We start from the raw sequence: 25779 nt of genomic DNA, 5'->3' as shown, positions 1-25779 counted from the left end.
GTGCAGCAATAAAATCTAAAGGGAAATATTGGCAATGATAAGTGAAGTTTAGATGACATGAACATTTTTATGAGAAATTTTATCTATAAAAATAGACCCAGGCTTTAGCCCAGGTCTAAGCTTATATATTATTTATTTCTTGGGTTTTCAATTGAAGCTTGAGCTGCTGCAAGTTTTGCAATTGGAACTCTGTAAGGAGAACATGAAACATAGTCAAGACCTACACCATATAGGTATTTTACTGTGCTTGGTTCACCACCGTGTTCACCACAGATACCAACATGAAGTTTTGGATTTGCCTTTCTTCCATTTTTAACGGCATGTTCTACTAGGAAGCCTACACCCTTTTGGTCGAGAACTTGGAAAGGATCTTTTTGGAAGATGTCTTTATCAATATAGGCTGGCAAGAACTTGCCTGCGTCATCTCTTGATAGACCAAAGGTCATTTGTGTAAGGTCATTTGTACCGAAGCTGAAGAAGTCTGTTACTTCTGCGATTTCGTCTGCTGTTATTGCAGCTCTAGGAATTTCTATCATAGTACCTAATAGGTAGTCGATTTTCTTTCCTTTTTCTTCAAATACTTTTTCTATTTCTTCTTTTACAGTTTCTTTTACTCTTGAAAGTTCCACAACATCGCTTGATAGTGGAATCATGATTTCTGGAACAACATTAATTCCGTCTTCATGGCAGTGGATAGCAGCTTGGATTATTGCACGAGCTTGCATCCTAGCTATTTCTGGATAGATGATTGCAAGTCTTAGGCCTCTGAAACCAAGCATTGGGTTTACTTCTTGAAGTTCTGCTATTCTTTCCTTAACTCTTGCTGGTTGGATATTTAATTCAAGGGCGAGATCTTTTATTTCATTTTCACCCTTTGGAAGGAATTCGTGAAGAGGTGGGTCAAGAAGTCTAACTGTAACTGGTCTTTCTTTCATAAGTGAGTAAATTTGATAGAAGTCATCTTCTTGCATAGGAAGAATTTTCTCTAGGGCAGATTCTCTAGTTTCAAGATCGCTTGCTAGGATCATCTTTCTTACTTGGAAGATTCTATCTTCTTTAAAGAACATATGCTCAGTTCTACATAAACCAATTCCTTCTGCACCAAAATCTAGGGCATGCTCTACATCCCTTGGTGTATCAGCGTTTGTTCTAACCTTCATATCTCTAAATTTGTCAACCCAACTCATAAAAGTACCGAAAGCACCGTGCAATTGTGGTGGTTGAGTTTCAAGACCGCCAGCATATATTGCCCCTGTTGATCCGTCAATGGAGATGACATCTTCACCAGTTAGGACTAAATTACCGATTCTTACTGTATGTTCATATTCATCTACGTGAAGCTCACCTGCACCTGCAACACAGCATTTACCCATACCTCTTGCAACTACGGCAGCATGGCTTGTCATTCCTCCACGAGCTGTTAGGATACCCTTAGCTGTTACCATACCCTCAAGGTCTTCTGGGGAAGTTTCTTCACGAACAAGTATTACTGCTTCGCCTTCACCAGCTCTTTTTGCAGCTTCTTTGGCAGAGAAAGCTATCTTACCAACAGCAGCTCCAGGAGATGCAGCAAGTCCCTTTGCTACAGCCTTATTATTTTCTACAGCTTCTTTTGTAAAAGTAGGGTGGAGAAGACCGTCTAAGTCTTTTGGATTAACTCTTAGTACAGCTTCTTTCTCATCTATTAGGCCTTCCTTAACTAAATCTACTGCAACTTGTACTGCAGCTTGGGCAGTTCTCTTACCATTTCTAGTTTGAAGGAGGAAGAGTTTACCATCTTGGATAGTAAATTCCATATCTTGCATATCTTTGTAATGAGCTTCAAGTTTTTCTGATGTATCGAAGAATTCCTTATATACTTCTGGCATAGCATCAGCTAGGGTTTGGATTTCTTGAGGAGTCCTTACACCTGCAACAACGTCTTCACCTTGGGCATTGATTAGGTATTCACCAAATAGTTTATTCTCACCTGTAGCAGGGTTTCTAGAAAAGGCTACACCAGTTCCTGAAGTATCTCCCATATTACCAAATACCATTGATTGAACGTTAACTGCAGTACCCATTGCATCGTCTATATCGTTTAGCTTTCTATATAGGATTGCTCTTTCATTACCCCAAGATCTAAATACAGCTGCGATTGCAAGATCAAGTTGTTTTCTAGGTTCTTGAGGGAAGTCAACTCCCATTAGCTCTTTATATTTTGCCTTATATTCTTCAACAAGTTCTTTTAGGTCATTTGCATCAAGTTCTGTATCAAGCTTAACGCCCTTAGCTTCTTTTTTAGCTGTAAGAAGTTTTTCAAAATTATTTTTATCAAGTTCCATAGCAACGTCAGAAAACATTTGGATGAAACGTCTATAAGAATCATAGGCAAATCTTTCGTTATCAGTCTTCTTAGCAAGCCCTATTACAGCATCATCGTTAAGGCCAAGATTTAGGATAGTATCCATCATACCAGGCATGGAGATAGGAGCTCCTGATCTAACTGAAACAAGGAGTGGATCTTCTGTTGAGCCAAAGGTTTTGTTGTTTGCTTTTTCCAAGTCTTTGATGTGTTCACTAACTTCTTTGTTTAAATCTTCCCAAAGTTTCTTATCTTCTTTGTAAAATCTGGTACAAGCCTCAGTAGTAATTGTAAAACCGTAAGGTACTCTAATACCAAGATTGGTCATTTCTGCGAGGTTTGCACCCTTACCGCCCAAGAGGGCTCTCATTGACATGTCACCTTCATTAAAGTTGTAAACGTATTTGTTTGTCATTTTCCTTTCCTTTCCAATAACTTATTTTTGTACAGATAATTGATAATTATATCTGAAGTTTCCTCAATTGACCTGTAAGTAACATCAATCCTAAAACAGCCCAAATCTTTCATCAAATCGTTTGCATATACAAGCTCATCTTCAATCCTTTTCATGCTTGAATATATAGAATCGTTGGATAATTTCAAAAATCTAAGCCTTTCATTTCTAATGCTCTTTAGTCTATCCTTATCTATAGTAAGGCCTATAATACGCTTGGGATCGATTTCAAATAACTCTCGAGGAGCCTTTGAATCCACTATCAGCGGTATATTTGATACCCTAAAGCCCTTACTAGCAAGATACATAGATAGGGGAGTCTTCGATGATCTGGAAACTCCGATAATAGCTATATCACAAAATTTTAACCCCCTGAAGTCAGCTCCGTCATCGAATTTGATAGCAAAATCTAGGGCATCTAAACGTCTGAAATGTTCTGAGTCATAAGCATTAATAAACTTTGGATGTTCAATCGGCTTCTTATCAAATATCTTTGAGAGCTTGTTGATAGAATAGGCCATAAGATCTACTGTCTCTATCTCATGGGTTTGGGTAAAATTTTTAATATAAGCACTCATCTTAGAATCTTGGAAAGAGTGATAGATTATTATATTGTTGGTATCTATGCTAGATAAAATATCAGAAAGTCTGTCTAGATCTCTAATTTGTGATTTGATTATAATCCTACAATCAAAATCAAATTGGCTCAAAGAGAGATTGACTATTTCTGATATAGCAAGACCTGCTGTATCTGAAATAATATAAATGTCCAAATTATTTTCACTCCTTTACGTGATCCTAGCTATATTATATCAAATTTTTTCTAATATGAAAACTTTTCCATAACTTTTTTATAAAAGCTTTAAAAACAGGGAGTATACTCATGAAAAGACTTGTAATTGTGCAAATTTATAAAATAATATGTAAATTACTAGGAGGACTTACTTGCTAAAATCCTTATCATTAGTTTTTAGTTAAATTGACAAAAGCTCTTATTAAAATATAATAATGGCAATAAAGAAACAATAAAAGAGGAGTAGAAGGGGACTTCTTTCAGAGAGGAAATGTTTGGTGGAAATTTCTAGAATGAAGCTTTGAAGGTTGCTTTTGTAAATGTTTCATGTCGCACGCATTTGTGCAAAGAGAGTCTTATTTAAGAAAATTAGGTGGTAACGCGATCATTCGTCCTATGTCGTTATCGCCTTTTTTATTTGTTAAAGGAGTTTTTTATGGATACAAAATATAATCCAAGTCAATTTGAAAAAGAAATATATGAAAAATGGGAAAAAGGCGGTTATTTTAAAGCAAGAGTTAATCCTGACAAGAAGCCTTTTTCTATAGTTATGCCACCACCAAATGTAACAGGCTACCTCCACTTAGGTCATGCCCTAAACAATACCATCCAAGATATTATAATTCGTTATAAAAGACTTGCTGGCTTTGAAGCCTTATGGATACCTGGCACAGACCACGCTTCTATTTCTACCGAAAGTAAGGTAGTTGAAAAGATTGCAGGTGAAGGAAAAACTAAACAAGATCTCGGCCGTGAAGGGTTTTTGGAAGAAGCCTGGGATTGGACTCATAAATATGGAGGAAGAATTAAGGAACAACTTCGTACGATCGGTGTATCTTGCGATTGGGACCACGATTCTTTTACCATGGATGAAAATCTTACAAGAGCTGTAAAGAAAGTCTTCAAGAAAATGTATGACGATGGCTATATTTATAGGGGAGATAGGATAGTAAACTGGGATCCTTTGGCAGAAACTGCAATCTCCGATGCTGAAGTATATCACGAAGACCAAGTTGGCCATTTATGGTATATCAAATACTTCTTCGAAGATAGTGATGACTTTGTAACAATAGCTACAACAAGACCAGAAACCATGCTAGGAGATTTGGCAGTAGCAGTCAATCCAGAAGACCCACGTTTTAAAGATAAAATAGGTAAGAATTTAATTCTTCCCCTAGTTGGTAGGAAAATCCCCCTAATTGAGGATTCTTATGTAGATATGGAATATGGTACAGGACTCGTTAAGATTACTCCATCACACGACCCTAACGACTTTGAAGTAGGAGAAAGACACAAGCTGGGTCAATGTGTAGTATTAGATTCTAAAGCTCACATAGTAGAAGGATATGGCAAGTATTCTGGTATGGATCGTTACGAGGCTCGTAAGGAAATGGTAAAAGACCTAGAAGATTTGGGTCAACTTGTAAAAATCGAAGAAATCGAGCATGCTGTCGGCTTTTCCGAAAGAAGCCATGTTGTAATTGAGCCTCTTATCTCTAAACAATGGTTTGTTAAGATGGATGACTTTGCAAAAATGTGCATAGAAGCCTATGACAAGGGAGAAGTTAAATTAATTCCTGATAGCTTATCAAAAACCTACATGAACTGGCTAAATAATATTAGGGACTGGACAATTTCCCGTCAATTGTGGTGGGGACACAGACTTCCTGTTTTCTATACAGATGATGGAGAAGTCATTGTATCAGAAGATGAGCCAGATGAAAATGGTATGCTTAATGGAATCCATGTAACCCAAGATGAAGATACCCTAGATACATGGTTCTCATCAGCCCTCTGGCCTTTTGCAACCCTAGGCTGGCCAAATGAAAATGAAGAATATGATTATTTCTTCCCAACAGATATACTCGTAACAGGTTATGATATAATCTTCTTCTGGGTAATAAGGATGATATTCTCATCAGTTTATAACACAGGCGAAGTTCCATTTAGCCATGTCTTATTTACAGGTCTTATTAGAGATTCTCAAGGTAGAAAGATGAGCAAATCTCTTGGAAACGGAGTAGACCCAATTGATGTAGTAAATGAATATGGAGCAGATGCCCTAAGATTTACCCTAATTACAGGTAACTCCCCTGGAAATGATATGCGTTATGATGAAAAGAGAATCCTTGCAAGCAGAAACTTTGCTAACAAATTGTGGAATGCTTCAAGATTTGTCCTAATGAATATCGAAGATGGGGATGATCTTGAATTTACTGGAGAAAATCTAGAGCTTGAGGATAAGTGGATACTCAAAAGACTTAACGACGTTATAGTTGACGTTACTAAGAATCTCGAAAAATACGAAATAGGTCTTGCAGCAGATAGGATAGAGGACTTCATCTGGAATGAATATTGCGATTGGTATATAGAATTTGCCAAGATTAGACTTTACGGAGATGACAAAGAAGCTAAGAAAAATGTAAAGAAAGTCCTTCTTTATGTTTTAAAGAATATGCTAATTCTCCTTCATCCATTTATGCCTTTCATAACAGAAGAAATTTACGCATCCCTTCCAAACAAGAAGGACCTATTAATAGTAGAAGCTTGGCCAGAATTTAAGGAAGAGTTTAACTTTGTAAACGAAGAAAACAACGTAAACTCAGTAATAGAAGCTATTACTTCCATAAGAAATCAAAGATCTAGCCTAAATGTTCCTGCAAAGACCAAACAAAAGTTAACTATCCTTGTAGAAGATAAGGCTAATATTTCTCTTATAGAAGAAATCAAAGACCAATTTGTAAATCTCGCTAGTGCAAGCGAAGTTTGTGTTATGGCAAAAGAAGCTAATGATTCAACCAAGGAAGAAGGCCTTGTAAGACTTGTCTTCAATGAATTTTCAGTTTTGATGAGCCTAGATGAATTAGTTGATTACGAAAAAGAAAGACAAAGACTAAAAGATGAAATCAAACGCCTAGAAGGTGAAATAAAAAGAGCAAGCGGTAAGCTTTCAAACAAGGGTTTCGTAGAAAAAGCACCAGAAGCAGTTGTAAACGAAGAACGTGAGAAACTAAAAGCCTACCAAGACTTACTAGAAAAAACTAAGGCATCTTACGAAGAAATCAAGGATAAATAATGTACGATGAATTTTCCTATATCTATGATAAACTTAGCTTTGATATAGAATATGAAAAATATGCTTCAAATATCAAAGGATTGTGTGAGAAAAATCACATAAAAAAGGAAAATATGCTAGAGCTTGCAGCAGGCTCTGGCATGTTGACCAGATTTTTCTTTGGTGATTTCAAAAATATAGACGCCCTAGACCTATCAAGCGATATGCTTAATGTCTTTGCCGAAAAATATGACCAAGCCAATGTCAATCTCATTCATTATGATATGGTGGATTTCTGTAATGAAAATTTCTATGACCTTATAGTTATCCTCCTTGATTCCATAAACTACCTTACTGAGGAAGGGGACTTGGAAAAATTATTGAGAAATTCTTATAGGAACCTCAAAAAGGGTGGACTTTTGGTCTTTGATATCAATTCAGTCTACAAGATGAGAGAAATTTTCGGCTCTAACTGCTATGTCTATGAGTATGAAGATATTTTCTATACTTGGGACAATTACTTGGAAGATGACCTAGTTGATATGCATCTTGATTTTTTCATAGAAAATGAAGATGGGTCCTATAGGAGGGTCAGAGAATTTCAGCAAGAAAGAGTCTATGAAATAGATGAAGTGTTAAAATTTGCAAGAGAAGCTGGCTTTAAGGATATAGAAATTTTTGATGAGGACGATATGGAAGAAGTGAAGGATGATAGTCTTAGAATACTTTTTTCCCTAAAAAAGGAGTAGGATGAATAAAGGAGAAGTGAAACTTTTTGACAACAAAAGAGGTTTTGGATTTATCAAATGGTCAGGAGATGACCTTTTCGTCCACTATACTGATATAGAAGCAGATGACGACTATAAAAAACTCTTTGCAGGTCAAAAGGTGGAATTTGAAATAAAACAAGCCCCTAGGGGGCCCCAGGCAATAAGAGTAAAGATAATAGAAGATTAAAAAAACAGCTTGAGAAACGAAGGGATTTCTCAAGCTGCTTTTATTTTACAAGCTTATAATCGTAAAGGCTAACTCCATCAGCTATATAGATATAGACAAAGCCTACTGATTTAAGGGATAGACTTGCAATCTCAGCCCTGGAATTTGACCTACAATAAAGGACGGTTGGCTTATCCTTATTTATCATATCCAAATGTTCTAGAATTTCATCATAGGGGATATTTATAGCGCTTTCGACATGACCCTCGTCGTATTCTTCCTTAGTTCTTACGTCTATTATATCGAAATTATCTTTATTTCTTTCGAGGTCCTCACCGGACATTATCTTACTAAACATAAAGCCTCCTTTTTTTTCATTATACCAATTAATAACTTTCATAAAAGATATAGTACAATATAAGAAATAGGAGGCAAAGATGAAAATTTTAATAACGGCTTTTGATCCCTTTGGAGGTGAAAAAATCAATCCAGCCCTAGAAGTTATTAAGGGTCTTGATGATAATATAGAATCATGCCAGCTAATAAAGTTAGAAATACCGACAGTTTTTGGCAAGGCTGAAGAAGTCATTGAAAGAAAAATTAAGGAAGTTAGACCAGATGTAATACTTTCTCTGGGTCAGGCAGGTGGAAGAAGTGACATAAGCGTAGAAAGGGTCGCTATTAATATTGATGATGCGAAAATTTCTGATAATGAAGGAAATATGCCCATAGATGAAAAAATAAGAGAGGATGGCGATACGGCTTATTTTGCAACTATTCCCATTAAAGCTATTGTGGAAGAGATAAGGAAAGAAAAATTACCAGCCTCAATCTCAAATACGGCTGGGACCTTTCTTTGTAATCATGTTATGTACCAAGACCTCTATTTGGCAAAAAAATATGGCAATATGAGGGCAGGTTTTATACACATACCCTTTCTTCCAGATCAAGTTTTGGATAAGAAGGATACTGCTTCAATGAATCTTGATGATATGCTAAGGGCAATAAGGGCTGCTATTAGGGCTATCATAAAATACGAAGATAAGCAAGACCTAAAAATAAGCGGAGGAGCTTGCCATTAGTAGCCTCAACAAAATAAGAATTTGAATTATAGGCCTTGTAATTTAAAGGAGGAATTTATGAAATATATAGCAATAGTTTTAATTATCTTACTTTTGCCTCAACTTTATTATTATATAAAGGATAAGCGCCACGAAGCAATTGACGATGGGAGCAAATTTTACAAAAAAATTGAAGTAAAGTCTATTGAAAATTATAGAGAATTTTACCTAACTGGAGCTGATGGTTTTGATATTTTCGTAAGAGAATTAGAAAAGAAAAGGCCAAAAGGCATAGTCCAATTAGTTCATGGGATGAGTGAGCATGGAGGAAACTACATGGACTTTGCAAAATTCTTAAATGATAAGGGTTATGTAGTTATAATACATGACCACAGGGGCCATGGTAGATCACTTAGTGAGTCCTATCCTAAAGGCCATATGAAAAGGGCAAGCGAGCTAGTAGGAGATACTGTCCTCGTAAGTAGCTATGTAAAATTGAAATATCCCGGTCTTCCCCTATATATGCTAGGTCATTCTATGGGCTCTATGACGGCTAGGGTTTATTTGCAAAAATACGATAGGATGATTGATAAATTAATCCTAAATGGTACGCCAGTCCAAGATCCTTTGGCAGGTCTACTTGTGTTTTTCTTAAATATAGTTAACTTCTATACAGGAGCTTATAGGAGGGCAAATCTGATTAACCACTTAGTGGGAAATTCTGATGCGAGTCTCGATTTTATTTCTTATAATGAGGAAAATAGGCAAAAGAAATACAAGGATCCCCAAAGAATATTTAGCTTTACTATGGGATATACCAAAGTCCTTGTTGAAATTAACAAAAAGCTTTCACAAAAATCAAAATACAAGGTCAAAAACCCTAATCTTCCTATCTATAACCTAACAGGTGAGGATGATATAATAACCAAGGGCTCTAAGGGAATAGAAAAATCCCTAAGCCTACTCAAATCCCTAGGATACAAAAATATCAAAAGCAAAAGTTACCAAAATATGCGCCATGAAATTTTAAATGAAGATGAAAAAGAAATGGTTTATTGGGACATTTTAGGAATTTTAGAAGATTAAAAATTAAATTTTCGGGTATATATTGAGTGGTTAGAAAAGAAAGGAAGTTATTATGACTGAAAAGAAAGATATAAAAAAATCTGAAGAAGAAAAAAATACAAAAAATGGTGAATATTGCGGTATAGAAGAATTTAATGGTAAAAAATTCAATACATGCAAGGGTGAAGAAATAGTTGAGGATGGATATAAGAATCCAGACAAATAGAATCAATAAGACTTGAGGGGGTTTTTGGCCCTTCAAGTCTTTTGCTTTGATAAATATTATATATTAATGAACAATTATATAAATTTATAGGTGGTAGAATATGAAAAATGGAAATAAAGTTGTACTAATTGGTGATGGTTTTGTTGGAAGCTCCTATGCCTTTTCATTGATAAATTCGGGACTTGCCACAGAACTTGCTATTATAGATATTAGAAAAGATAAGGAACTTGCAGATGTCAATGATTTGTTGGATGCAACAGTTTTGACTTCATCTGCTACTATTGTAAAAAGAGGAACTTATGAAGATTGCAAAGACTGTGACCTTGTTGTTCTTGCTTATGGTAACAGCCAAAAGAATCTAAAAAATAGACTTGATGATATAAAAATTGCAAGCGAGATGGTCTTAGATACTATTCCTAAGGTCGTTGAAGCAGGCTATAAGGGAGTAATCCTACTAGCTACAAATCCTGTCGATGTTATAGCAAGAGTAGTAAGGGAAGTATCAGATTTCCCTTATGAAAAAATAGTTGGAACAGGAACAAGTCTCGATACAGCAAGATTTGCCCAATATCTAGCAATAGAAACAGGCTTCAATGTAAGTGATATTAATGCCTATGTAATAGGAGAACATGGCAATTCTTCTGTGGCAGTTTGGTCTAATGCTAACATAAATGGTATAGCCATAGATAAGTTTATAAAAAATATTGACGACACTTATAAGGATAAGGTTGGAGATTTGATTAGGGATAAGGCCTTTAGGATAATTAAGGGTAAGGGAGCTACACATTTTGGCATAGCAAACTGCCTATTAGCCTTCACTAGGGCAATCCTTCTCGATGAAAAGAAAGTCCTTATGGCTTCTGCCTATCTAAGGGGTGAATATAAAAATGAGGGTCTTTATACAGGAGTTCCTACTGTAATTGGCAAGAATGGTGCAGAAAAAATCTTGGAGATGCCAATTGATGATAGGGAACAGAAAATGTTTGATGCCTCATGTAAGGCTTTAAAAGAAAATTTTCTTTTGGCTGATTTAGGGTATAATAATTAGAAAATAAGATATAAGGAGGAAATTATGAAAATTTCAGCAAGAAATACAATTAAAGGTAAAGTAGTAGAAGTTGTTGAGGGTGCAGTTAATGGAATTGTTAAAATTGACATCGGAAACGGAACTATCATCACATCATCTATCACTAACAACGCTATCGAAGAACTTGGTCTTGAAAAAGGTAAAGAAGCTTATGCAGTAATCAAGGCAAGCAACGTTATGGTAGCTGTTGACTAATTTTTAAACCTAAGAATAGACGAGCTAGACTTAAAGTCAGGCTCGTCTTTTTTTGCTAGGCTCTTATCATCCAAAAGGATAAAAAAACTTATTCGAAATCACTTAGGTAGTCATGATTATTTATCATTTCACTTAGGACTACCTCGTCAGTCTTCTTCATCCCGTACTTGGCTATTCTTGCTACAGTTTCAATAGTTTTATCTATATCTTCTTTTACTATTCCATCTCCACTTCTAAAGGAGTTGTTTGTCTTAGCCTGTATATAGGCAAGGCTTGCATTTCTAAGACTTGAAGCAATTTTCATAGCACATGATGATTTAGCACCATCGCAGATTATACCAGAATTTACTGCAAGGGCGTTAGTTATAGTTTCTTCTATTATCTTCCTATCTTCTTTGTTGATGAAGGCGATTGAAGAGATAACAGCAGCAGAGGCTGAAACTACTCCACAATAAGCAGAAAGCTTGCCTATTTCATTTTTTATATAAAGAGCGATTAAATTTGAGAAAATCAAAGCCCTATACAAGTCATCATCAGAAAAACCCTTGTCTTTGGCATATAGGATTATGGGAACTGAAGTTGTTATACCTTGATTGCCCGAACCAGAATTGATTATAACTGGTAGCTCGCAACCGTCCATTCTCGCATCAGAGCCTGCAGCAGCGAAGGCTACAAGTTTTTCGTAGTAGTTGGATGGGTTATTAGATAGGATTAATTTTCCAATATTTGCACCCCAATCGTTTGATAGACCAGCTGAGGCTATGGCTTGGTTGTAAGAAATTTGCCTGTCTAGGACATCTTTTATATCTGCATAGTCGCAAGTTTTTGCAAAGTCGTAGACCTTATCGAAAGAAAATTCCAAATCCTGCTTTTGATTTTCATTATTTTCTTTGGAAAAAATTAGCTCATCATTTTTTCTGATTTCTGTGATATTGGTATGGCTAGCAGTAATTACTACTGAAGCCTTATCTGTTTTATTTTTGCAAATTATCTCTACAAAAACTCCATCCTTATCTTTAACTAGATTGAGCTTAACTCTTCCTTCTTCGATAAATTTATCGCACTTATCTAATTGTGACTTATCTATATTAGAAAGGACTTCGAGTTTCTTAGAGGCCTTGCCAAGGAAGGCTCCAGCAACAATGGATATCTCAATTCCCTTTCTTCCATCAGTTCCTGGAACTGTAACCGCCTTGGCGTTTTTTATTATATTACTAGATAGATTAGCAATAATTTCATCTGGATTACTTCCAAGGGTTTCTCTTGCCTTGGCTGCGGCATAGGCTATAGCTATAGGCTCTGTACAACCTGTGGCAGGGATTAGCTCATCTCTTATAATTTTTTTAAAATCTGTCATACTAAACCCTTGCCTCTTTTGGTACCTTATTTAATAGACCTGTAACCATTAAGGCTATGGCCCCATCTCCTGTTATGTTGCAAGCTGTACCAAAAGAATCTTGGAGGGCAAAGATAGAAAGTATTAGGGCAGTTCCTGTTGAATCAAAGCCAAGAACTGAAGTAATAAGACCGAGGGAGGCCATAACAGTACCTCCAGGAACTCCAGGAGCACCAATTGCAAAAATTCCAAGTAGGATTATAAATAAAATCATATTTCCAGTGTTTGGAAGTTTTCCATAAAGGACTTGGCTTACGATCATTACGAAAAATGTTTCAGTAAGAACAGATCCGCAAAGGTGGGTGTTTGAACAAAGGGAAACTACAAAATCCCTTATCTTTGGATCTAAGGTTTTGGCTTTGGCAGAACACTGTAGACAAACAGATAGGGTTGCAGCAGAAGACATAGTACCTAGGGCTGTAACATAAGCAGGTGGATAGTGCTTTAAGACTTCCATAGGGTTGGTCTTAGAGAAAATTCCACCAAGGCTGTAAAGGAGAGCAAGCCATATATAATGACCCATTATTACCAAGATTATAACCTTGATAAAGACAGGAAATTGGCTAAGAATGACTCCTTCATAACTAAGTTCTGCAAAAGTTGATGCTATATAAACAGGTAAGATTCTTATAATTACCCTGTTAACTATCTCTAGGACCATATTGTTAAATTCTTTCAATAAATTCGCCCAATTTTCTGACTTAGTCCAGATAACAGCAAGACCGAAAAGTATTGAAGTAACGAGTGCTGTCATTACTGGCATTATGGATGGAATCTCCAGTTTAAATAGAATTTCTGGAAGCTTCCTACCAGCTTCGCTTGCACTTACAATATTAAGATGAGGAATAATCATCTTACCAGATAAAAATGAAAATAAAGCTGCTCCAACAGATGAAAGATAGCAAATGATCAGGGTTAGAGATAATACCTTGCCAGCACTCTCATTAAGCGAAACAATCGCAGGTGTGATAAAGGCAAGGATTATGATAGGGACTATATAATTGATAAGATTACTTAGGATAGTCTTTATTGTAGAAATAACTTGCATCATTCCTTCATTAGAAATATTTCCTAAAAATATACCGATTATAATTGCTATAACAAGTTTGAAAAGTAAGGAATTAAATATAGATTTTTTTGCTTTTATATCAGTCATATGTACCTCCTAATAAAAAAATTCCTAATTTGATTATAATATATAGAAATTTTTGGGTCAAATTTGAACTAGGAGCAAAGAAAAATAAGTAAGCCCTTATAGGAAAATATATAGGTATCCACATAAAAACTGTGCAAATTTATGGTATACTCTTCTATAAGATGATAAGAAAGTAGGAGGGAGAAGCAAAATCATGTCTAACAAAAGTGTTGTCTTGAGAAATGTAACAAAAAGCTATGATGACGAACTTGTCCTAAAGACAGTAGACCTAGAGCTAGAGAAGGGGAAATTCTATACACTCTTGGGGCCATCGGGTTGTGGCAAGACTACGATTTTAAATATAATAGCAGGCTTTGTCGAACAGACCAGTGGAGATGTATTCATCAATGGAGAAAATGTAAACAAGACCCCAGCCAACAAGAGGAAGGTAAATACAGTTTTTCAAAACTATTCCCTATTTCCCCATATGAATGTCTACGACAATGTAGCCTTTGGTTTAAATATAAAAAAAGTTGATAAGAAAACTATCAAACAAGAAGTAAAGAAGGCCTTGGATATGGTAAATCTTTCAGGCTTTGAGAATAGGAAGATTTCGCAAATGTCTGGTGGACAAAGGCAAAGAGTTGCCATAGCAAGGGCTATTGTTAATAGACCGGATGTTTTGCTTCTTGATGAACCCCTATCTGCCCTCGATATGAAACTTAGAAAATCTATGCAGGTCCTTCTTTCTAATATCCAATGGGAACTTGGCATAACCTTCGTCTTTGTAACCCACGATCAAGAAGAAGCCCTAGCCCTATCTGACGAAATTTTTGTTATGGATAAGGGTGAGATTGTTCAATCTGGATCTCCTATAGATATTTATGATGAGCCGATTAATAGATATGTAGCAGAATTTATTGGTGAATCAAATATCCTCGATGCAGTAATGAAGGATGATTATCTTGTAGAATTTTCTAATAAAATCTTTGAGTGTGAAGATGCTGGTATAGCCAAAGGCGAGAAGGTAGAAGTTGTAATTAGACCTGAGGATATCGAAGTTTCTAAGTCAAAAGATGCTGACATTAAGGCAACTGTTGATAATGTCTTGTTTAGGGGGGTCTTTAATGAATTAATCTGCTTTGATGAAGATAATTTTAGGTGGAAAATACATACGACCAAGAGATTTGAAGAGGGGGATGTCATTGGTATATCAATTGATCCTGGCGATATTCATGTAATGAGATTTAACGAATCAGAAGATGATTTCGATAAGAGGATAGAGATGTATTCTTTGGAGGATGATGATGAATAGAAAATACAAGGCCCTATCAAGTATATATTATTTGTGGATACTTCTATTTATCATCGCTCCTATAGCCATGCTTCTATACCAATCATTTTTTGATATATATGGCTCTTTCACCTTTGCTAATTATATTTCCTATTTTACATCTGGAAATTATGTGAAAATGACCCTAAATTCCTTCCTTACAGCCTTTCTCATAACAATAACGACCCTTTTTTTGGCATATCCCTTTGCCTATTTTCTTTGTTCAAGCAAGAATAAGGAAATATTCCTCCTCCTAGTTACCCTACCAACTTGGATTAACCTACTATTAAAGGCTTACGCCTTTATTGGTTTGCTTAGCAAGCAGGGGACTATTGCGAAATTTTTGGGCCTTGCAAGCCAGGGGATTCTTTTTACTAATCCAGCTTTCGTCTTGGTAGCTTCCTACGTCGAGCTTCCCTTTATGATACTTCCGATTTTTAGGGCCCTCGATTCCATACCAAAGGAATATTTAATAGCAAGTGAGGATTTGGGAGCTAGTAAGTGGCAGACTTTTACAAAGATTATCTTTCCCTTGTCCATGGATGGGGTAATAGCGGGAAGTCAAGCAGTTTTTATTCCTTCCCTATCACTTTTCTTGATTACTAGAATTATAGGAGGAAATAAGATTATAACCCTTGGAACCGCTGTCGAAGAGCATTATCTAGTTACCCAAAACTGGGGGATGGGAGCGACCATTGGTTTAGTTTTAATAGTCTTGATGTTTGTGGTAATGAGTATACTTAATACTAGAAAGGATATTAAATGATGAAAAAAGGATTTAAAATATCAAATCTATATCTATTATTTATCTTTGTCCTCTTGTATCTACCTATAATCTATCTGATATTTTATTCTTTTAACAGTGGAGTAAGCATGAATTCCTTTGATGGATTTTCTATTAATCATTATAGGGAAGTTTTTAGGGATACAAGACTTTGGGTTATTGTCATAAACACCCTTATCCTAGGTCTCCTTTCTTCACTAATTGCAACAGTTATAGGCACAATAGGAGCCCTCGCTATCTATTATCTAAAAAATGACAGGATGAGAAAAAGAGTTCTTAATTTTAACTCCGTCCTTATGGTTATGCCAGATGTAATGATGGGGGCAAGCTTTTTGGTACTTTTTACTTTTTTGCTAAAGATACCTATGGGCTTTATGACAGTCCTTCTTTCTCATATAGCCTTTTCTATACCGATTGTAGTATTGATGGTTCTACCAAGACTCTACGCCCTAAACGAGTCTATGATTCTTGCAGCAGAAGACTTGGGAGCAAGCGATCTTACAATACTAAATAAGATAATATTGCCCAATATTACAGGAGGAGTTCTTACGGGATTTTTTATGGCTCTTACCTATTCCCTTGACGACTTCGCTGTAACATTTTTCGTTACAGGAGCAGGATTTTCTACTCTTTCTGTAGAAATTTACTCTAGGGTTAGGGCAGGGATTTCTCTTGAGATAAACGCCCTATCAACTTTGATGTTTCTAGTATCCTTCTTCTTAGTCCTTATATATTATTTTATAAGTGAGAGAGAAAAAAAGCTTACAGATAGGAGGGCTATTGATGAATAAAGTTTATAAATTTTTTCTAACGAGTATTTGTGCCATAGGCCTCCTATTAGTCCTAAGGACTTTCTTAACATCATCTAGGGCTACGGCCGATAATAAGACCCTATATTTTTACAATTGGGGAGATTATATTGACCCAGACCTTATAGATAAATTTGAAAAAGAGACAGGATATAAAATTGTAACAGAAACCTTCGATTCAAATGAGGCTATGATTGCGAAAATCAAACAGAACTCAACTAATTTCGATATTTGTATTCCTAGTGAGTATGCTGTTGAGATGATGAGAGATCAGGGGCTTCTTAAAAAACTTGACCACAAAAAAATCGTGGGTCTTGATAATATAGATAAGAGATTTTTAAATCTCGCCTATGACCCAGAAAATGAATACTCTATTCCCTATCTTTGGGGTAGCTTTGGCATAATTTATAACACCAAAAAATACAAGGCTGAGGATTTTTCTTCTTGGAAAAACTTGTGGGATCCGAAATTTAAGGGAGAGATACTAAGCTTTGATGGTGCAAGAGAAACCCTAGGTATAGGTCTACTTGCTGATAATTTAAGCTTAAACACCTGTGATAAGGATAAGCTTGTAAGAGTTAGTAATGAACTAGTTGGCTATATGGCAAATGTAAGGGCGATTTTAGCTGATGAGATTAGGATGTATATGGCTCTTGGAGAAGCTAATGTTGGTATCACATTTTCTGGAGATGCAGCAAGTGCTATAGACTCAAACCCAGACCTGGCCTATGCTATACCAAAGGAAGGATCAAACATTTGGTTTGATAGCATGGTAATACCAAAGACAAGCAAGAATACCGAGGCAGCCTACGCCTTTATCAACTTCATGCTAAGAGCTGAAAATGCTGCCCAAAATGCTGAATATATTTCCTATGCGACACCAAACAAAAAAGCCCTAGCCTTAATTGATCCTGCTATGAGAAATAACAAGACCCTATATCCCGACGATGATGTGATTGATAGACTTGAAGTTTTTAAGGCTCTTGATAAAAAAACAACTATACTTTACAATGACCTCTTTCTAGATCTAAAAATTTCACCAAAGGCTAAGGAAGATAACTAAAAGAGATGAAAAAATTATAAATCTAAGAGAAGACTTTAAGATAGAAGATTTCATAATAATGGCTTTATGAATGAAGACATCTTAATTAAGAGATCAAGATAAGCTAAATGAATTTGCTTACTCTAACAAGTTATTTCTCTAGAGGGGATAATATTAAGATAAAAAATTATCAAATAAATTTAGCTAAGACTTGAAATAAATATTAGATATGTTACAATTATTGTAAGAAGAGTATTTTTAGTCAGCAAATTTAAACTTCGCAAGGTAAGTATGATTTACTTTGCAAAATAATGCTGATATAATATGAAGTCTGAGTAGTTATTACTCAAATTGTAGAGATATAAAATATCTGGTGAGGAGAGCAATATGATAGATTATGAAATGCATATAGCATTTTCAACAACGAAAGCTTCTAAGGCATTAAATGATTCTTTCAATAATGTCGTTTTAAAATATGGGGTTACAAGAAGCCAATGTGTAGCAATGTATTACATAAACCTTGCTAAGGCAATTGGACAAAAAGAGTTGGCACAAAAGATGAATATCAGAGAGTCAACCATGACAGGTCTTCTTGATAGGATGCAAAGAGATGGTCTCATAGACAGAAAACTTGATGACGAAGATATGAGAAAAAAGACAATTTCTCTTTCAAAAAAAGGCTATGAGAAGCTTGATGAGCTTATCGTAGTTGCAGATGATTTTATAAGTAACGCAGTCAAAGATTTAAAAGAAGAAGACATCGATGTCTTTAAAATGGTTCTCAAATCTATGGTAAAATCTACCTTAGAATGGGAAGAAAGAATGTTAAAGTCAATCTAGCCTAGGCGGTTGGCTTTTTTTTATTGGCAAAAATCAGCCTTATAATTTTTTTTGGGTAAAATGGTAATAAGAGGTGATTATTTGTTAAGTATAGTAAATGAACTTCCCCTTGATGGAATTTATGATATAAGAAGCATGAGGGGAGGAGATGTGAATGATGCCTACAAAGTTTATACAGACCAAGGTCCATATTTTCTCCTTGTAAAAAAGGATGGAGATATAAATTTCTTTCAGGGTGAAATTGAGGGCCTAAAGCTTTTTGAAAAGTACGGGGTCAATGCGCCAAGACTTATAGATTTTGGTTTAATCAGTGAAGGAGCCTACATGCTTTTAACTTTCCTAGAAGAAGGAAGGCCAGCTGATCAAAGTAAGCTTGCTAGAGAAGTTTTAAAGATTCATGCTATCGAAAGCCCCAAAAACAAGTTTGGTTTTGAATATGCTTATAAGGGCTCTGCTATTAGCTTTTCCAACGATTTTAGGAACACTTGGAAGGAAGTTTTCCTGGAAGAAAGATTAGATAAATTAAGCAGAAGTCTTTCTGACAAAAAAATTTTTACCAAAGATGATTTGTCTAAGTATGAAAAACTTAGAAAGATAATAAATAAGTATTTGGATGAACACGAAAGTAATCCAGTCCTAGTCCATGGAGATTTGTGGCCAGGTAATTTCATGTTTGATAGTCATGGCGAGGCCTATCTTTTCGATCCATCTCCACTTTATGGGGATAGGGAGTTTGATTTAGGCATATCCACTGTATTTTCTGGTTTTAATGATGATTTCTACAAAACATACATGGAGGATTTTCCAAAAGATAAGGATTTGAGTCTTAGGCTGGAGTTTTATAGATTATATATGTTCATGATCCATCTTGATAAGTTTGGCAATATTTACAGGCCAGAGTTTGAGCTATCAATGGATAAGATTTTTGCTAATGCTAAGTAATTGAGGAGCTATTATGAGAATTGTCGATATTATTGAAAAGAAAAAAGATAAAAAAGAATTGAGTGATGAAGAAATTCAATTTTGGATTGATGGTGTGGTTGATGGTTCGATAAAGGACTACCAAACATCAGCCCTCCTAATGGCTATAGTTCTTAATGGTATGAATGATAGGGAAACGACCAAGCTTGCCCATGCCATGATGAAGTCGGGGGATGTTTTGGACTTATCTTCTATCGAAGGAATAAAGGCAGATAAACATTCTACTGGAGGAGTAGGTGATAAGACGACCCTTGCCCTAAGTCCAATGGTTGCTTCTTGCGGAGTAAAAATTGCCAAGATGAGCGGTAGGGCTCTGGGTCATACGGGAGGAACTATTGATAAGCTAGAATCAATCCAAGGCTTTAGGACAGATATTAGCCAAGAAGATTTCATCAAACAAGTAAGAGAAATAGGTCTTGCCCTAGTTGGTCAATCTGGCCATCTCGTTCCTGCCGACAAGAAGCTCTATGCCCTAAGAGATGTAACAGCAACAGTTGATTCTATTCCTCTAATAGCTTCATCAATAATGTCCAAAAAGCTCGCCTCAGGCTCAGATACAATTCTTCTTGATGTAAAATATGGCGAGGGAGCCTTCATGTCGACAGTTTCAGATGCTAGAAAGCTTGCTGAAACTATGATAAAAATAGGCAAGGCCCTTGGTAGAAACACCATGGCAATTATCACAGATATGAACCAACCTCTAGGAAATACCATCGGCAATGCCCTCGAAGTAAGAGAGGCAATAGAAACTGTTAGGGGTCATGGTGCAGAAGACTTTAAGGAACTTTGTATGGGGGCAGGAGAAATTATCTTAGTTCAGGCGAAAGTCGCAAAGACAAAAGAGGAAGCAAGAAGCCTCCTAGAAGATGCCATAAATTCTGGCAGAGCCTTTGAGAAATTAAAAGAAATGGTAGCCTACCAAAAGGGAAATGTCAATCAAATTGAAAATCCAGACCTACTTCCTAAGGCAAAATATGTAAGCAAAATAAAGTCAAAGGAAGAAGGCTACCTAGCAGATATCCATGCTTTAGGCCTAGGCCTTTGTGCTATGAAATTAGGAGCAGGTAGAAAGAAAAAAGAAGATGAAATAAATTATGCAGTAGGCTTGGACCTCAAAAAGAAAAGGGGAGATTTTGTTAAAAAAGGCGAGACCCTTTGCCTAGTCCACCACGATTATCCACTAGAAGATGACTGGCTTAACGATTTCTACGCTTGCTTTAGCTATGCTAACAAAAAAATTGAGAAAAGACCAATTATAGAGGAAATTATCTCATAGAAAATAGTTTTATAATGCAAATAAACTCGACTAAGACGAAAGTGCCAAGAAGGTTGAGCTTATTTGCATATTTTTTTATTCTCAAAAAATTCTGAAGCAGTATAATGAAAGGAAGAAGACTTTAGGGGAGGGCTTATGAAAATTGACGATATATTTTCCTTGATCGACGGCTTACTGGAAGATTTTTCTAATATTAATAACAAAAATCATAAGAAGTCCTTTAAGAGGAAAGTTAATAATGATAAAATTAAGACCCATATAAATATATCATTAGATGGTAAAAAAATTAGCAAAAATAAGGAAGGCCTAGATGCGTGGAATAGAAAAAAATCAGGGGATAAGCAGCTAAATTTAGGCTTTTTTGAAGACTATAAGGACTTAATAAAGTCTTTGAATTTCACTGACAAAGAAATTAAGCTAATCCTTCAAGTGACTAAGAGAAATAATAACTTGTGGGCAAACGACCTAGCAAGAAATATTCTAATTGAATCCTACCTTAGTGTACTTAAAGAATCTTTTGACCAAGAAGACATTGATACCACAAAAATCATTAAATATACAAGTCCCTACACCCTTTCTAAGAATATATTGGATAGCCTCTTAGTTATAAGTGAACAAAGGCTAAGGAAGGACTTCTGGGTTTTTGCTGATATTGATAGCAGTCGAGCAGAAGAAGTCTTGATTTCTAACCGAGTAGAAGACTTATTAGAATTTTTCATAAAAAGGCTAGATGTCTTTTACAAAAATTTGGACCCAGACCTTAAAAGCAAGCTTTATGAAAACTACCTTTGGGAAAATCCTAAAAAAGTCAAGGATTGGCTGAGATATATAAAGACTTGTGATGTAGCTAAACAAATTGATTTTATGGCTAAGATAAAAGATGAAGCAATGATTAAAGAACTAGCTAACGGCCTTAGTAAGGAAAGCTTTAAGCCAAGCCTTGTCATAGGCTTTTATTATCTATACAAATATTTTAATCCAACTATGGCTACTCAGAGTAGGTTATTTAAAATAATTTTGGAAGAAAATTATGATAGCTTCCTAGAAATTATTTCAAAAAAAGACCTATCCCTAGAAACTATTAATAAAATTTTAGACCTTGATAAGAAAAAGTTAAAAAGAATCGACATAGATGACAAAAAACTAAAGATATCTAGGAAAGAATTAAATAAAACAGTAAATATAGTAACAGACTTTATTGGAGATGACCTTGTCTTAGAAGAAGATGAGAAAGCTTTATCCCCAGAAGAAATAGTCGATAAACAAGCTTATAGGCTAGATGAAAATGCCGAAGAAGAAGGGGATAAGGGTCTAGAAGATTTCACCCATAAATTCTTAAAGGATTTACTAGCTAGGGGAGAAATCCCAGAAGCTGAGGTAAAATCAATAGCTCTTAGTAATTCCAAGATGCTTAATTCTTTCCTAAAGGATATGAATGACCAATTGTACGATTATACAGGAGATCAGACTTTGATTAATGAAGATGGATATATAAGGATAGATCCCTTTTATGAAGAAATGGTAAAGGAGATAGTTGATGGCAAATATAAATCCTAAGCAGGCAGATGTAATAATAAAATCTTTGGAAGGAGGTGTTGTACCTAACTTTGGCATAGAACACCTCTTGGTCGGTAGAAACAAGGAAGTTGAAGAGATTATAGGGATTTTGGATAAGGTTAGTCAAGGGGCAAGCGATATTAGATTTTGGGTAGGGGACTTCGGTTCTGGCAAATCTTTCATGCTTGCTACAATCGAGCAACTAGCCCTTTCCAAAAATTTTGTAGCATCTAGCATAGACCTTGCTCCCCAAAGAAGATTTTATGCGACCGACAAGAAGGCCCAAGCCCTTTATAGGGAGATAATAGATAATCTAAAGACAAAAACACAGAGAAGTGGAAATGTAATTGAAGAAATAATTGAAGAGTGGCTTATGGGAATTTTTGCCAAACTTAGCGAAAAGAATTCTTGGCAGATGGAAAATTTGCTCAAGGGGTCTTATCAAAAGGAAGTTAGAAATGAAATTCTCGATTGCCTAGGAAAATTTAAGACTGTGGGTCTATCATATGCTCTGGGCACTGCCATAGTCAAATATTATGAAGGCTTAATCAATGACGATAGGCTCCTAAAGATAAAGGCTATCCGTTGGATTAGGGGAGATATTTCAACTAAAACTGAGGCCAAAAGAGAGCTTGGCATAGGTGAAATTATAAATGATGATAATTATTTCGAAGCCCTAAAGAATTTAGCGGAACTATTTCTTGAAATTGGATATTCTGGTTTTGTTATTAATTTTGATGAAGCGGTTAACCTATATAAGCTTGCCCAAGCTGTAACTCGTGAGAGAAATTATGAGAGAGTCCTAAATATTTATAACGAATGTAAAAGCGATAAGGCTAGGGGTCTTTTTGTAAATTTTGCAGCTACAAGGGCGACAGTTTTTGACAAAAATAGGGGGATGAGCTCCTATGGAGCCCTTGGTGGTAGGCTCGGTACTGAGGGAGATTTAAGTCTTGTAAACACCAGTAGGACTGCTCTAATATTAAAGCCACTGAGTGAAGAGGAGATTTTTACCCTCCTCGAAAATATTTTAAATATTTACAATATAAACTACAAGGATTCCCTTATTATGACAAAAGAACAGATTATTACTTATATGGAAGGACAACTTAACAGACCTGGAGCTAGGGAGTTTCTAACACCTAGGGCTGTTGTCAAAGATTTCTTGGAAATATTAGATATCAAAAGACAAAATAAGGATTTAGAAATTGACGATATCCTTATGAAGAAATTTTCTGGCATTTTAAATCCAGTGGAAAAAGATCCACTTAATCACGATGATGACGAGGACATCTTAATCTTGTAATGGACGCCTATATGCTATTAGCTAGACCCATGAGGGAGTATGTTTATAAGAATGCTTGGCCTAGCCTAAGTAAGATTCAAGAAGCTTCTATCAAACAATGTTTTTCATCAGAAGATAATTTGATTCTAATAGCGCCAACTGCCCAGGGGAAAACTGAAGCCGCCTTTTTGCCAGCCATATCCTTGGCTAATGATTTTAATACAGGTCTAAGGATTTTGTACATTTCACCCCTAATTGCCCTAATCAACGATCAATTTAAGAGGATAGAAAAGATGTGCGAGGACTTATCCATAAATGTAACTAGTTGGCATGGTGAGTCAAGTAAGGCTAGGAAGGATAGGCTAATGGAAAATCCTTCAGGCATAGCCTTGATAACCCCAGAATCCTTGGAGGCGATTTTTGTAAATAAAAGCAAAGAAGCGAGGAGACTTTTTTCTGGACTTGACTTTATAATAGTTGACGAAATTCATTCTTTCCTTACGGGAAATAGGGGAGGAGAACTTAGGAGCCTTTTGGGAAGAATTCTTCCCTACTGCCAAAAAGATCCGAGATTTATCGGCCTATCAGCAAGTGTGGGCGATGAGAATTATGATTTGGTGAGGGGGTTTTTTAATAATAAGAGAAAAACTCAAATCCTTGTCGACAAGTCAAGAAACGAATTACTTACAAGCCTTTCATATATAGAAGAAGATGAAATAGGGTATAAAACTTTGGAGCAAATCTTAACTTTTGCCAAAGAAGGATCTATGCTTGTTTTTCCAAACTCAAGGGAAAAGGTAGAAGAAATGGCTGTCAAATTAAAAAATAAGGCCAAGGAAAATTCCTTCGACCTTTCCATCTTTGCCCATCATTCATCAGTTAGTAAAATCCGCAGGAAAGAAATCGAAGATTTTGCCAAAAACTCGGACAGGGAGAAGTTTATAATATGTGCAACTTCCACTCTGGAGCTTGGTATCGATATAGGCTCAGTTTATTCTATCTTACAATATGAATCATGCTTTAGTTCCCTTTCCCTTGCCCAAAGATTGGGTAGGTCTGGACGAAAGACCCACAAGTCAATCCTCCATCAAATAGCGACAAGCCCTTGGGATCTAGTCCAAGCCCTAGCTATAATAAGCTTATTCAAAGAAGGAAGGCTTGATAAGCTAAGAGCTTCTAGAAAAGCTTATGATCTTTTCGCCCACCAGATTCTTTCAGTCCTCCTTGAAAATAACGGTCTTGCCTTAGATGAATTTAATAAGCTAAACAAAAGCCTTCCTGTCTTTAAGGACATAGATGATGAGGAATTTATGGCTATTAAATCTTACATGGAAGAAGAAGCCTACATAGAAAGGCTGGAAGGTGAGTATATAACAGGTATCAAGACAGAAAGCCTTATGAAGATGGGCTCTTTCTACAATCAATTCGTCTTAACCGACTCCTATGCAGTTTATAATGATAGGTCAAAAATCGGAAGCATTTGCCCATCGAATATTATAAGAGTAGGAGATAGGATATTTCTAGGAGGCCAAGTTTGGCAAATTGACAAAATCCAAAAGGCTACAAAGAAAATCCATGTAGAAAAAGCAGAAGAAGGGAAGGCTAACAACTTCTCATCAAACTCTATCGAAGATATAAACGATATAGTCAGAATAAGGATGGAGGAAATACTCAAAGATAGGACAAAATATTCCTATAGCAAAAAGATTGACGAACTTTTGGATAAATTATATGTTGGAAAAAACGAAGATGGTTTTTATATCTCATCTGATGAAGATGGGGATTTCCTTAGGACATTTAGGTCTAGCAAAATCAACAGGAGCATATGTCTTTGCCTCAATTCTTTGAGTAAGCTAAACAATTTTACTGTAAATGAAAAAGATTCTAGCATAAGGGGAGCTGGCCTTAGAAAAAATTTTTATATCCTGAGAAGTAAAAAGATAAAATCCATACCTATAAAAGAATATCTTATGACTAAGGAGGAGCTTGTGGAAAATTTGCTTAGGGCAAATAAGTACATGATCCTCGTACCAAAAGAGCTTAAAATAAATTATATAGTAGATAACCTATTAGACCTAGAGGGCCTAGAAGATTATCTTTTGGGAGGAGTTTCTAAGGAGTAGTA

General features: G+C 35.8%; 23 protein-coding genes. 18 read left to right on the top strand and 5 right to left on the bottom strand.

The features are described 5' to 3' along the window. Nucleotides 1-128: 128 nt before the first annotated feature. Both ppdK and HMPREF0077_RS02590 read right to left on the bottom strand, forming a co-directional pair. Entirely contained in the window at nt 129-2759 is a 2631-nt protein-coding gene (gene ppdK / locus HMPREF0077_RS02595; protein ID WP_004836385.1) for a pyruvate, phosphate dikinase, read from the bottom strand. Continuing rightward, complete coding sequence (locus HMPREF0077_RS02590; RefSeq protein WP_004836384.1) at nt 2756-3571, bottom strand: pyruvate, water dikinase regulatory protein; 816 nt, start codon at nt 3569-3571, stop codon at nt 2756-2758. The genes ppdK and HMPREF0077_RS02590 overlap by 4 nt, the downstream gene beginning before the upstream one ends. A 456-nt stretch (nt 3572-4027) precedes the next feature. Between HMPREF0077_RS02590 and HMPREF0077_RS02585 the strand changes: the two genes are divergently transcribed. From HMPREF0077_RS02585 to HMPREF0077_RS02575, 3 genes are read left to right on the top strand one after another with little or no spacing between them, the layout of a single operon-like run. Further along, complete coding sequence (locus tag HMPREF0077_RS02585) at nt 4028-6667, top strand: valine--tRNA ligase (protein WP_004836382.1); 2640 nt, start codon at nt 4028-4030, stop codon at nt 6665-6667. After that, nucleotides 6667-7395, top strand: a complete 729-nt coding sequence (locus HMPREF0077_RS02580) for a class I SAM-dependent DNA methyltransferase (RefSeq protein ID WP_004836381.1) — start codon at nt 6667-6669, stop codon at nt 7393-7395. Before HMPREF0077_RS02585 ends, HMPREF0077_RS02580 begins: the two co-directional genes overlap by 1 nt. A gap of 1 nt (nt 7396) precedes the next feature. Continuing rightward, a complete protein-coding gene (locus HMPREF0077_RS02575; RefSeq protein ID WP_004836380.1) occupies nt 7397-7603 on the top strand; it encodes a cold-shock protein in 207 nt (68 codons plus the stop codon). Between the two features lie 40 nt (nt 7604-7643). Here the strand turns inward: HMPREF0077_RS02575 and HMPREF0077_RS02570 are convergent, their stop codons facing one another. After that, nucleotides 7644-7940, bottom strand: a complete 297-nt coding sequence (locus HMPREF0077_RS02570) for a rhodanese-like domain-containing protein (RefSeq protein ID WP_040349266.1) — start codon at nt 7938-7940, stop codon at nt 7644-7646. A 79-nt stretch (nt 7941-8019) separates the two neighbouring features. On the opposite strand from HMPREF0077_RS02570, the gene pcp reads away from it, so the two are divergent. From pcp to HMPREF0077_RS02550, 5 genes are all read left to right on the top strand, one after another. After that, on the top strand, nt 8020-8664 hold the full coding sequence (pcp, locus tag HMPREF0077_RS02565; RefSeq protein WP_004836377.1) for a pyroglutamyl-peptidase I: 645 nt from the start codon (nt 8020-8022) through the stop codon (nt 8662-8664). A gap of 57 nt (nt 8665-8721) precedes the next feature. Continuing rightward, nucleotides 8722-9729 carry an alpha/beta fold hydrolase gene (locus tag HMPREF0077_RS02560; protein ID WP_004836376.1) on the top strand — a complete coding sequence of 336 codons (1008 nt, stop codon included), beginning with the start codon at nt 8722-8724 and terminating at the stop codon, nt 9727-9729. Between the two features lie 52 nt (nt 9730-9781). Next, nucleotides 9782-9934, top strand: coding sequence for a hypothetical protein (locus HMPREF0077_RS10750; RefSeq protein WP_004836375.1), 153 nt, complete (start codon nt 9782-9784; stop codon nt 9932-9934). A 100-nt stretch (nt 9935-10034) separates the two neighbouring features. After that, a complete protein-coding gene (locus HMPREF0077_RS02555; RefSeq protein WP_004836373.1) occupies nt 10035-10982 on the top strand; it encodes an L-lactate dehydrogenase in 948 nt (315 codons plus the stop codon). A gap of 24 nt (nt 10983-11006) precedes the next feature. Beyond that, nucleotides 11007-11216 (top strand): TOBE domain-containing protein, encoded by a 210-nt coding sequence (locus HMPREF0077_RS02550; protein WP_004836372.1) that lies wholly within the window; start codon nt 11007-11009, stop codon nt 11214-11216. Between the two features lie 88 nt (nt 11217-11304). Here the strand turns inward: HMPREF0077_RS02550 and HMPREF0077_RS02545 are convergent, their stop codons facing one another. Together HMPREF0077_RS02545 and HMPREF0077_RS02540 are read right to left on the bottom strand one after the other, a co-directional pair. Then, entirely contained in the window at nt 11305-12573 is a 1269-nt protein-coding gene (locus HMPREF0077_RS02545; protein WP_004836371.1) for an L-cysteine desulfidase family protein, read from the bottom strand. A 1-nt stretch (nt 12574) separates the two neighbouring features. Then, on the bottom strand, nt 12575-13768 hold the full coding sequence (locus HMPREF0077_RS02540) for a dicarboxylate/amino acid:cation symporter (protein WP_004836368.1): 1194 nt from the start codon (nt 13766-13768) through the stop codon (nt 12575-12577). Between the two features lie 193 nt (nt 13769-13961). Between HMPREF0077_RS02540 and HMPREF0077_RS02535 the strand changes: the two genes are divergently transcribed. The 10 genes from HMPREF0077_RS02535 to HMPREF0077_RS02490 all read left to right on the top strand — a co-directional run bounded on the left by HMPREF0077_RS02535 (nt 13962) and on the right by HMPREF0077_RS02490 (nt 25777). Beyond that, nucleotides 13962-15062, top strand: coding sequence for an ABC transporter ATP-binding protein (locus HMPREF0077_RS02535; RefSeq protein WP_004836367.1), 1101 nt, complete (start codon nt 13962-13964; stop codon nt 15060-15062). Next, entirely contained in the window at nt 15055-15846 is a 792-nt protein-coding gene (locus tag HMPREF0077_RS02530; RefSeq protein WP_040349265.1) for an ABC transporter permease, read from the top strand. The genes HMPREF0077_RS02535 and HMPREF0077_RS02530 overlap by 8 nt, the downstream gene beginning before the upstream one ends. After that, on the top strand, nt 15843-16655 hold the full coding sequence (locus tag HMPREF0077_RS02525; RefSeq protein ID WP_004836364.1) for an ABC transporter permease: 813 nt from the start codon (nt 15843-15845) through the stop codon (nt 16653-16655). Before HMPREF0077_RS02530 ends, HMPREF0077_RS02525 begins: the two co-directional genes overlap by 4 nt. Next, nucleotides 16648-17736, top strand: coding sequence for an ABC transporter substrate-binding protein (locus HMPREF0077_RS02520; protein WP_004836362.1), 1089 nt, complete (start codon nt 16648-16650; stop codon nt 17734-17736). Before HMPREF0077_RS02525 ends, HMPREF0077_RS02520 begins: the two co-directional genes overlap by 8 nt. A 366-nt stretch (nt 17737-18102) precedes the next feature. Next, entirely contained in the window at nt 18103-18555 is a 453-nt protein-coding gene (locus HMPREF0077_RS02515) for a MarR family winged helix-turn-helix transcriptional regulator (RefSeq protein WP_004836360.1), read from the top strand. An 81-nt stretch (nt 18556-18636) separates the two neighbouring features. Beyond that, the gene (locus tag HMPREF0077_RS02510; protein WP_248596424.1) at nt 18637-19497 is read left to right on the top strand and encodes a fructosamine kinase family protein; all 861 of its coding nucleotides are present in this window, start codon (nt 18637-18639) and stop codon (nt 19495-19497) included. 13 nt (nt 19498-19510) lie between these two features. After that, nucleotides 19511-20812 carry a pyrimidine-nucleoside phosphorylase gene (locus HMPREF0077_RS02505; RefSeq protein WP_004836357.1) on the top strand — a complete coding sequence of 434 codons (1302 nt, stop codon included), beginning with the start codon at nt 19511-19513 and terminating at the stop codon, nt 20810-20812. Nucleotides 20813-20947: 135 nt separating this feature from the next. After that, nucleotides 20948-22369 (top strand): tellurite resistance TerB C-terminal domain-containing protein, encoded by a 1422-nt coding sequence (locus HMPREF0077_RS02500; protein WP_004836356.1) that lies wholly within the window; start codon nt 20948-20950, stop codon nt 22367-22369. Continuing rightward, nucleotides 22350-23675 (top strand): BREX system ATP-binding domain-containing protein, encoded by a 1326-nt coding sequence (locus HMPREF0077_RS02495; protein WP_004836354.1) that lies wholly within the window; start codon nt 22350-22352, stop codon nt 23673-23675. The genes HMPREF0077_RS02500 and HMPREF0077_RS02495 overlap by 20 nt, the downstream gene beginning before the upstream one ends. An 11-nt stretch (nt 23676-23686) precedes the next feature. Then, nucleotides 23687-25777 carry a DEAD/DEAH box helicase gene (locus HMPREF0077_RS02490; protein WP_248596423.1) on the top strand — a complete coding sequence of 697 codons (2091 nt, stop codon included), beginning with the start codon at nt 23687-23689 and terminating at the stop codon, nt 25775-25777. Nucleotides 25778-25779: the final 2 nt, after the last annotated feature.

This window comes from Anaerococcus tetradius ATCC 35098 (assembly GCF_000159095.1).
In the GTDB taxonomy this organism is placed as follows: Bacteria; Bacillota; Clostridia; order Tissierellales; family Peptoniphilaceae; genus Anaerococcus; species Anaerococcus tetradius.
This window is presented reverse-complemented; position numbering and strand designations above follow the sequence as displayed.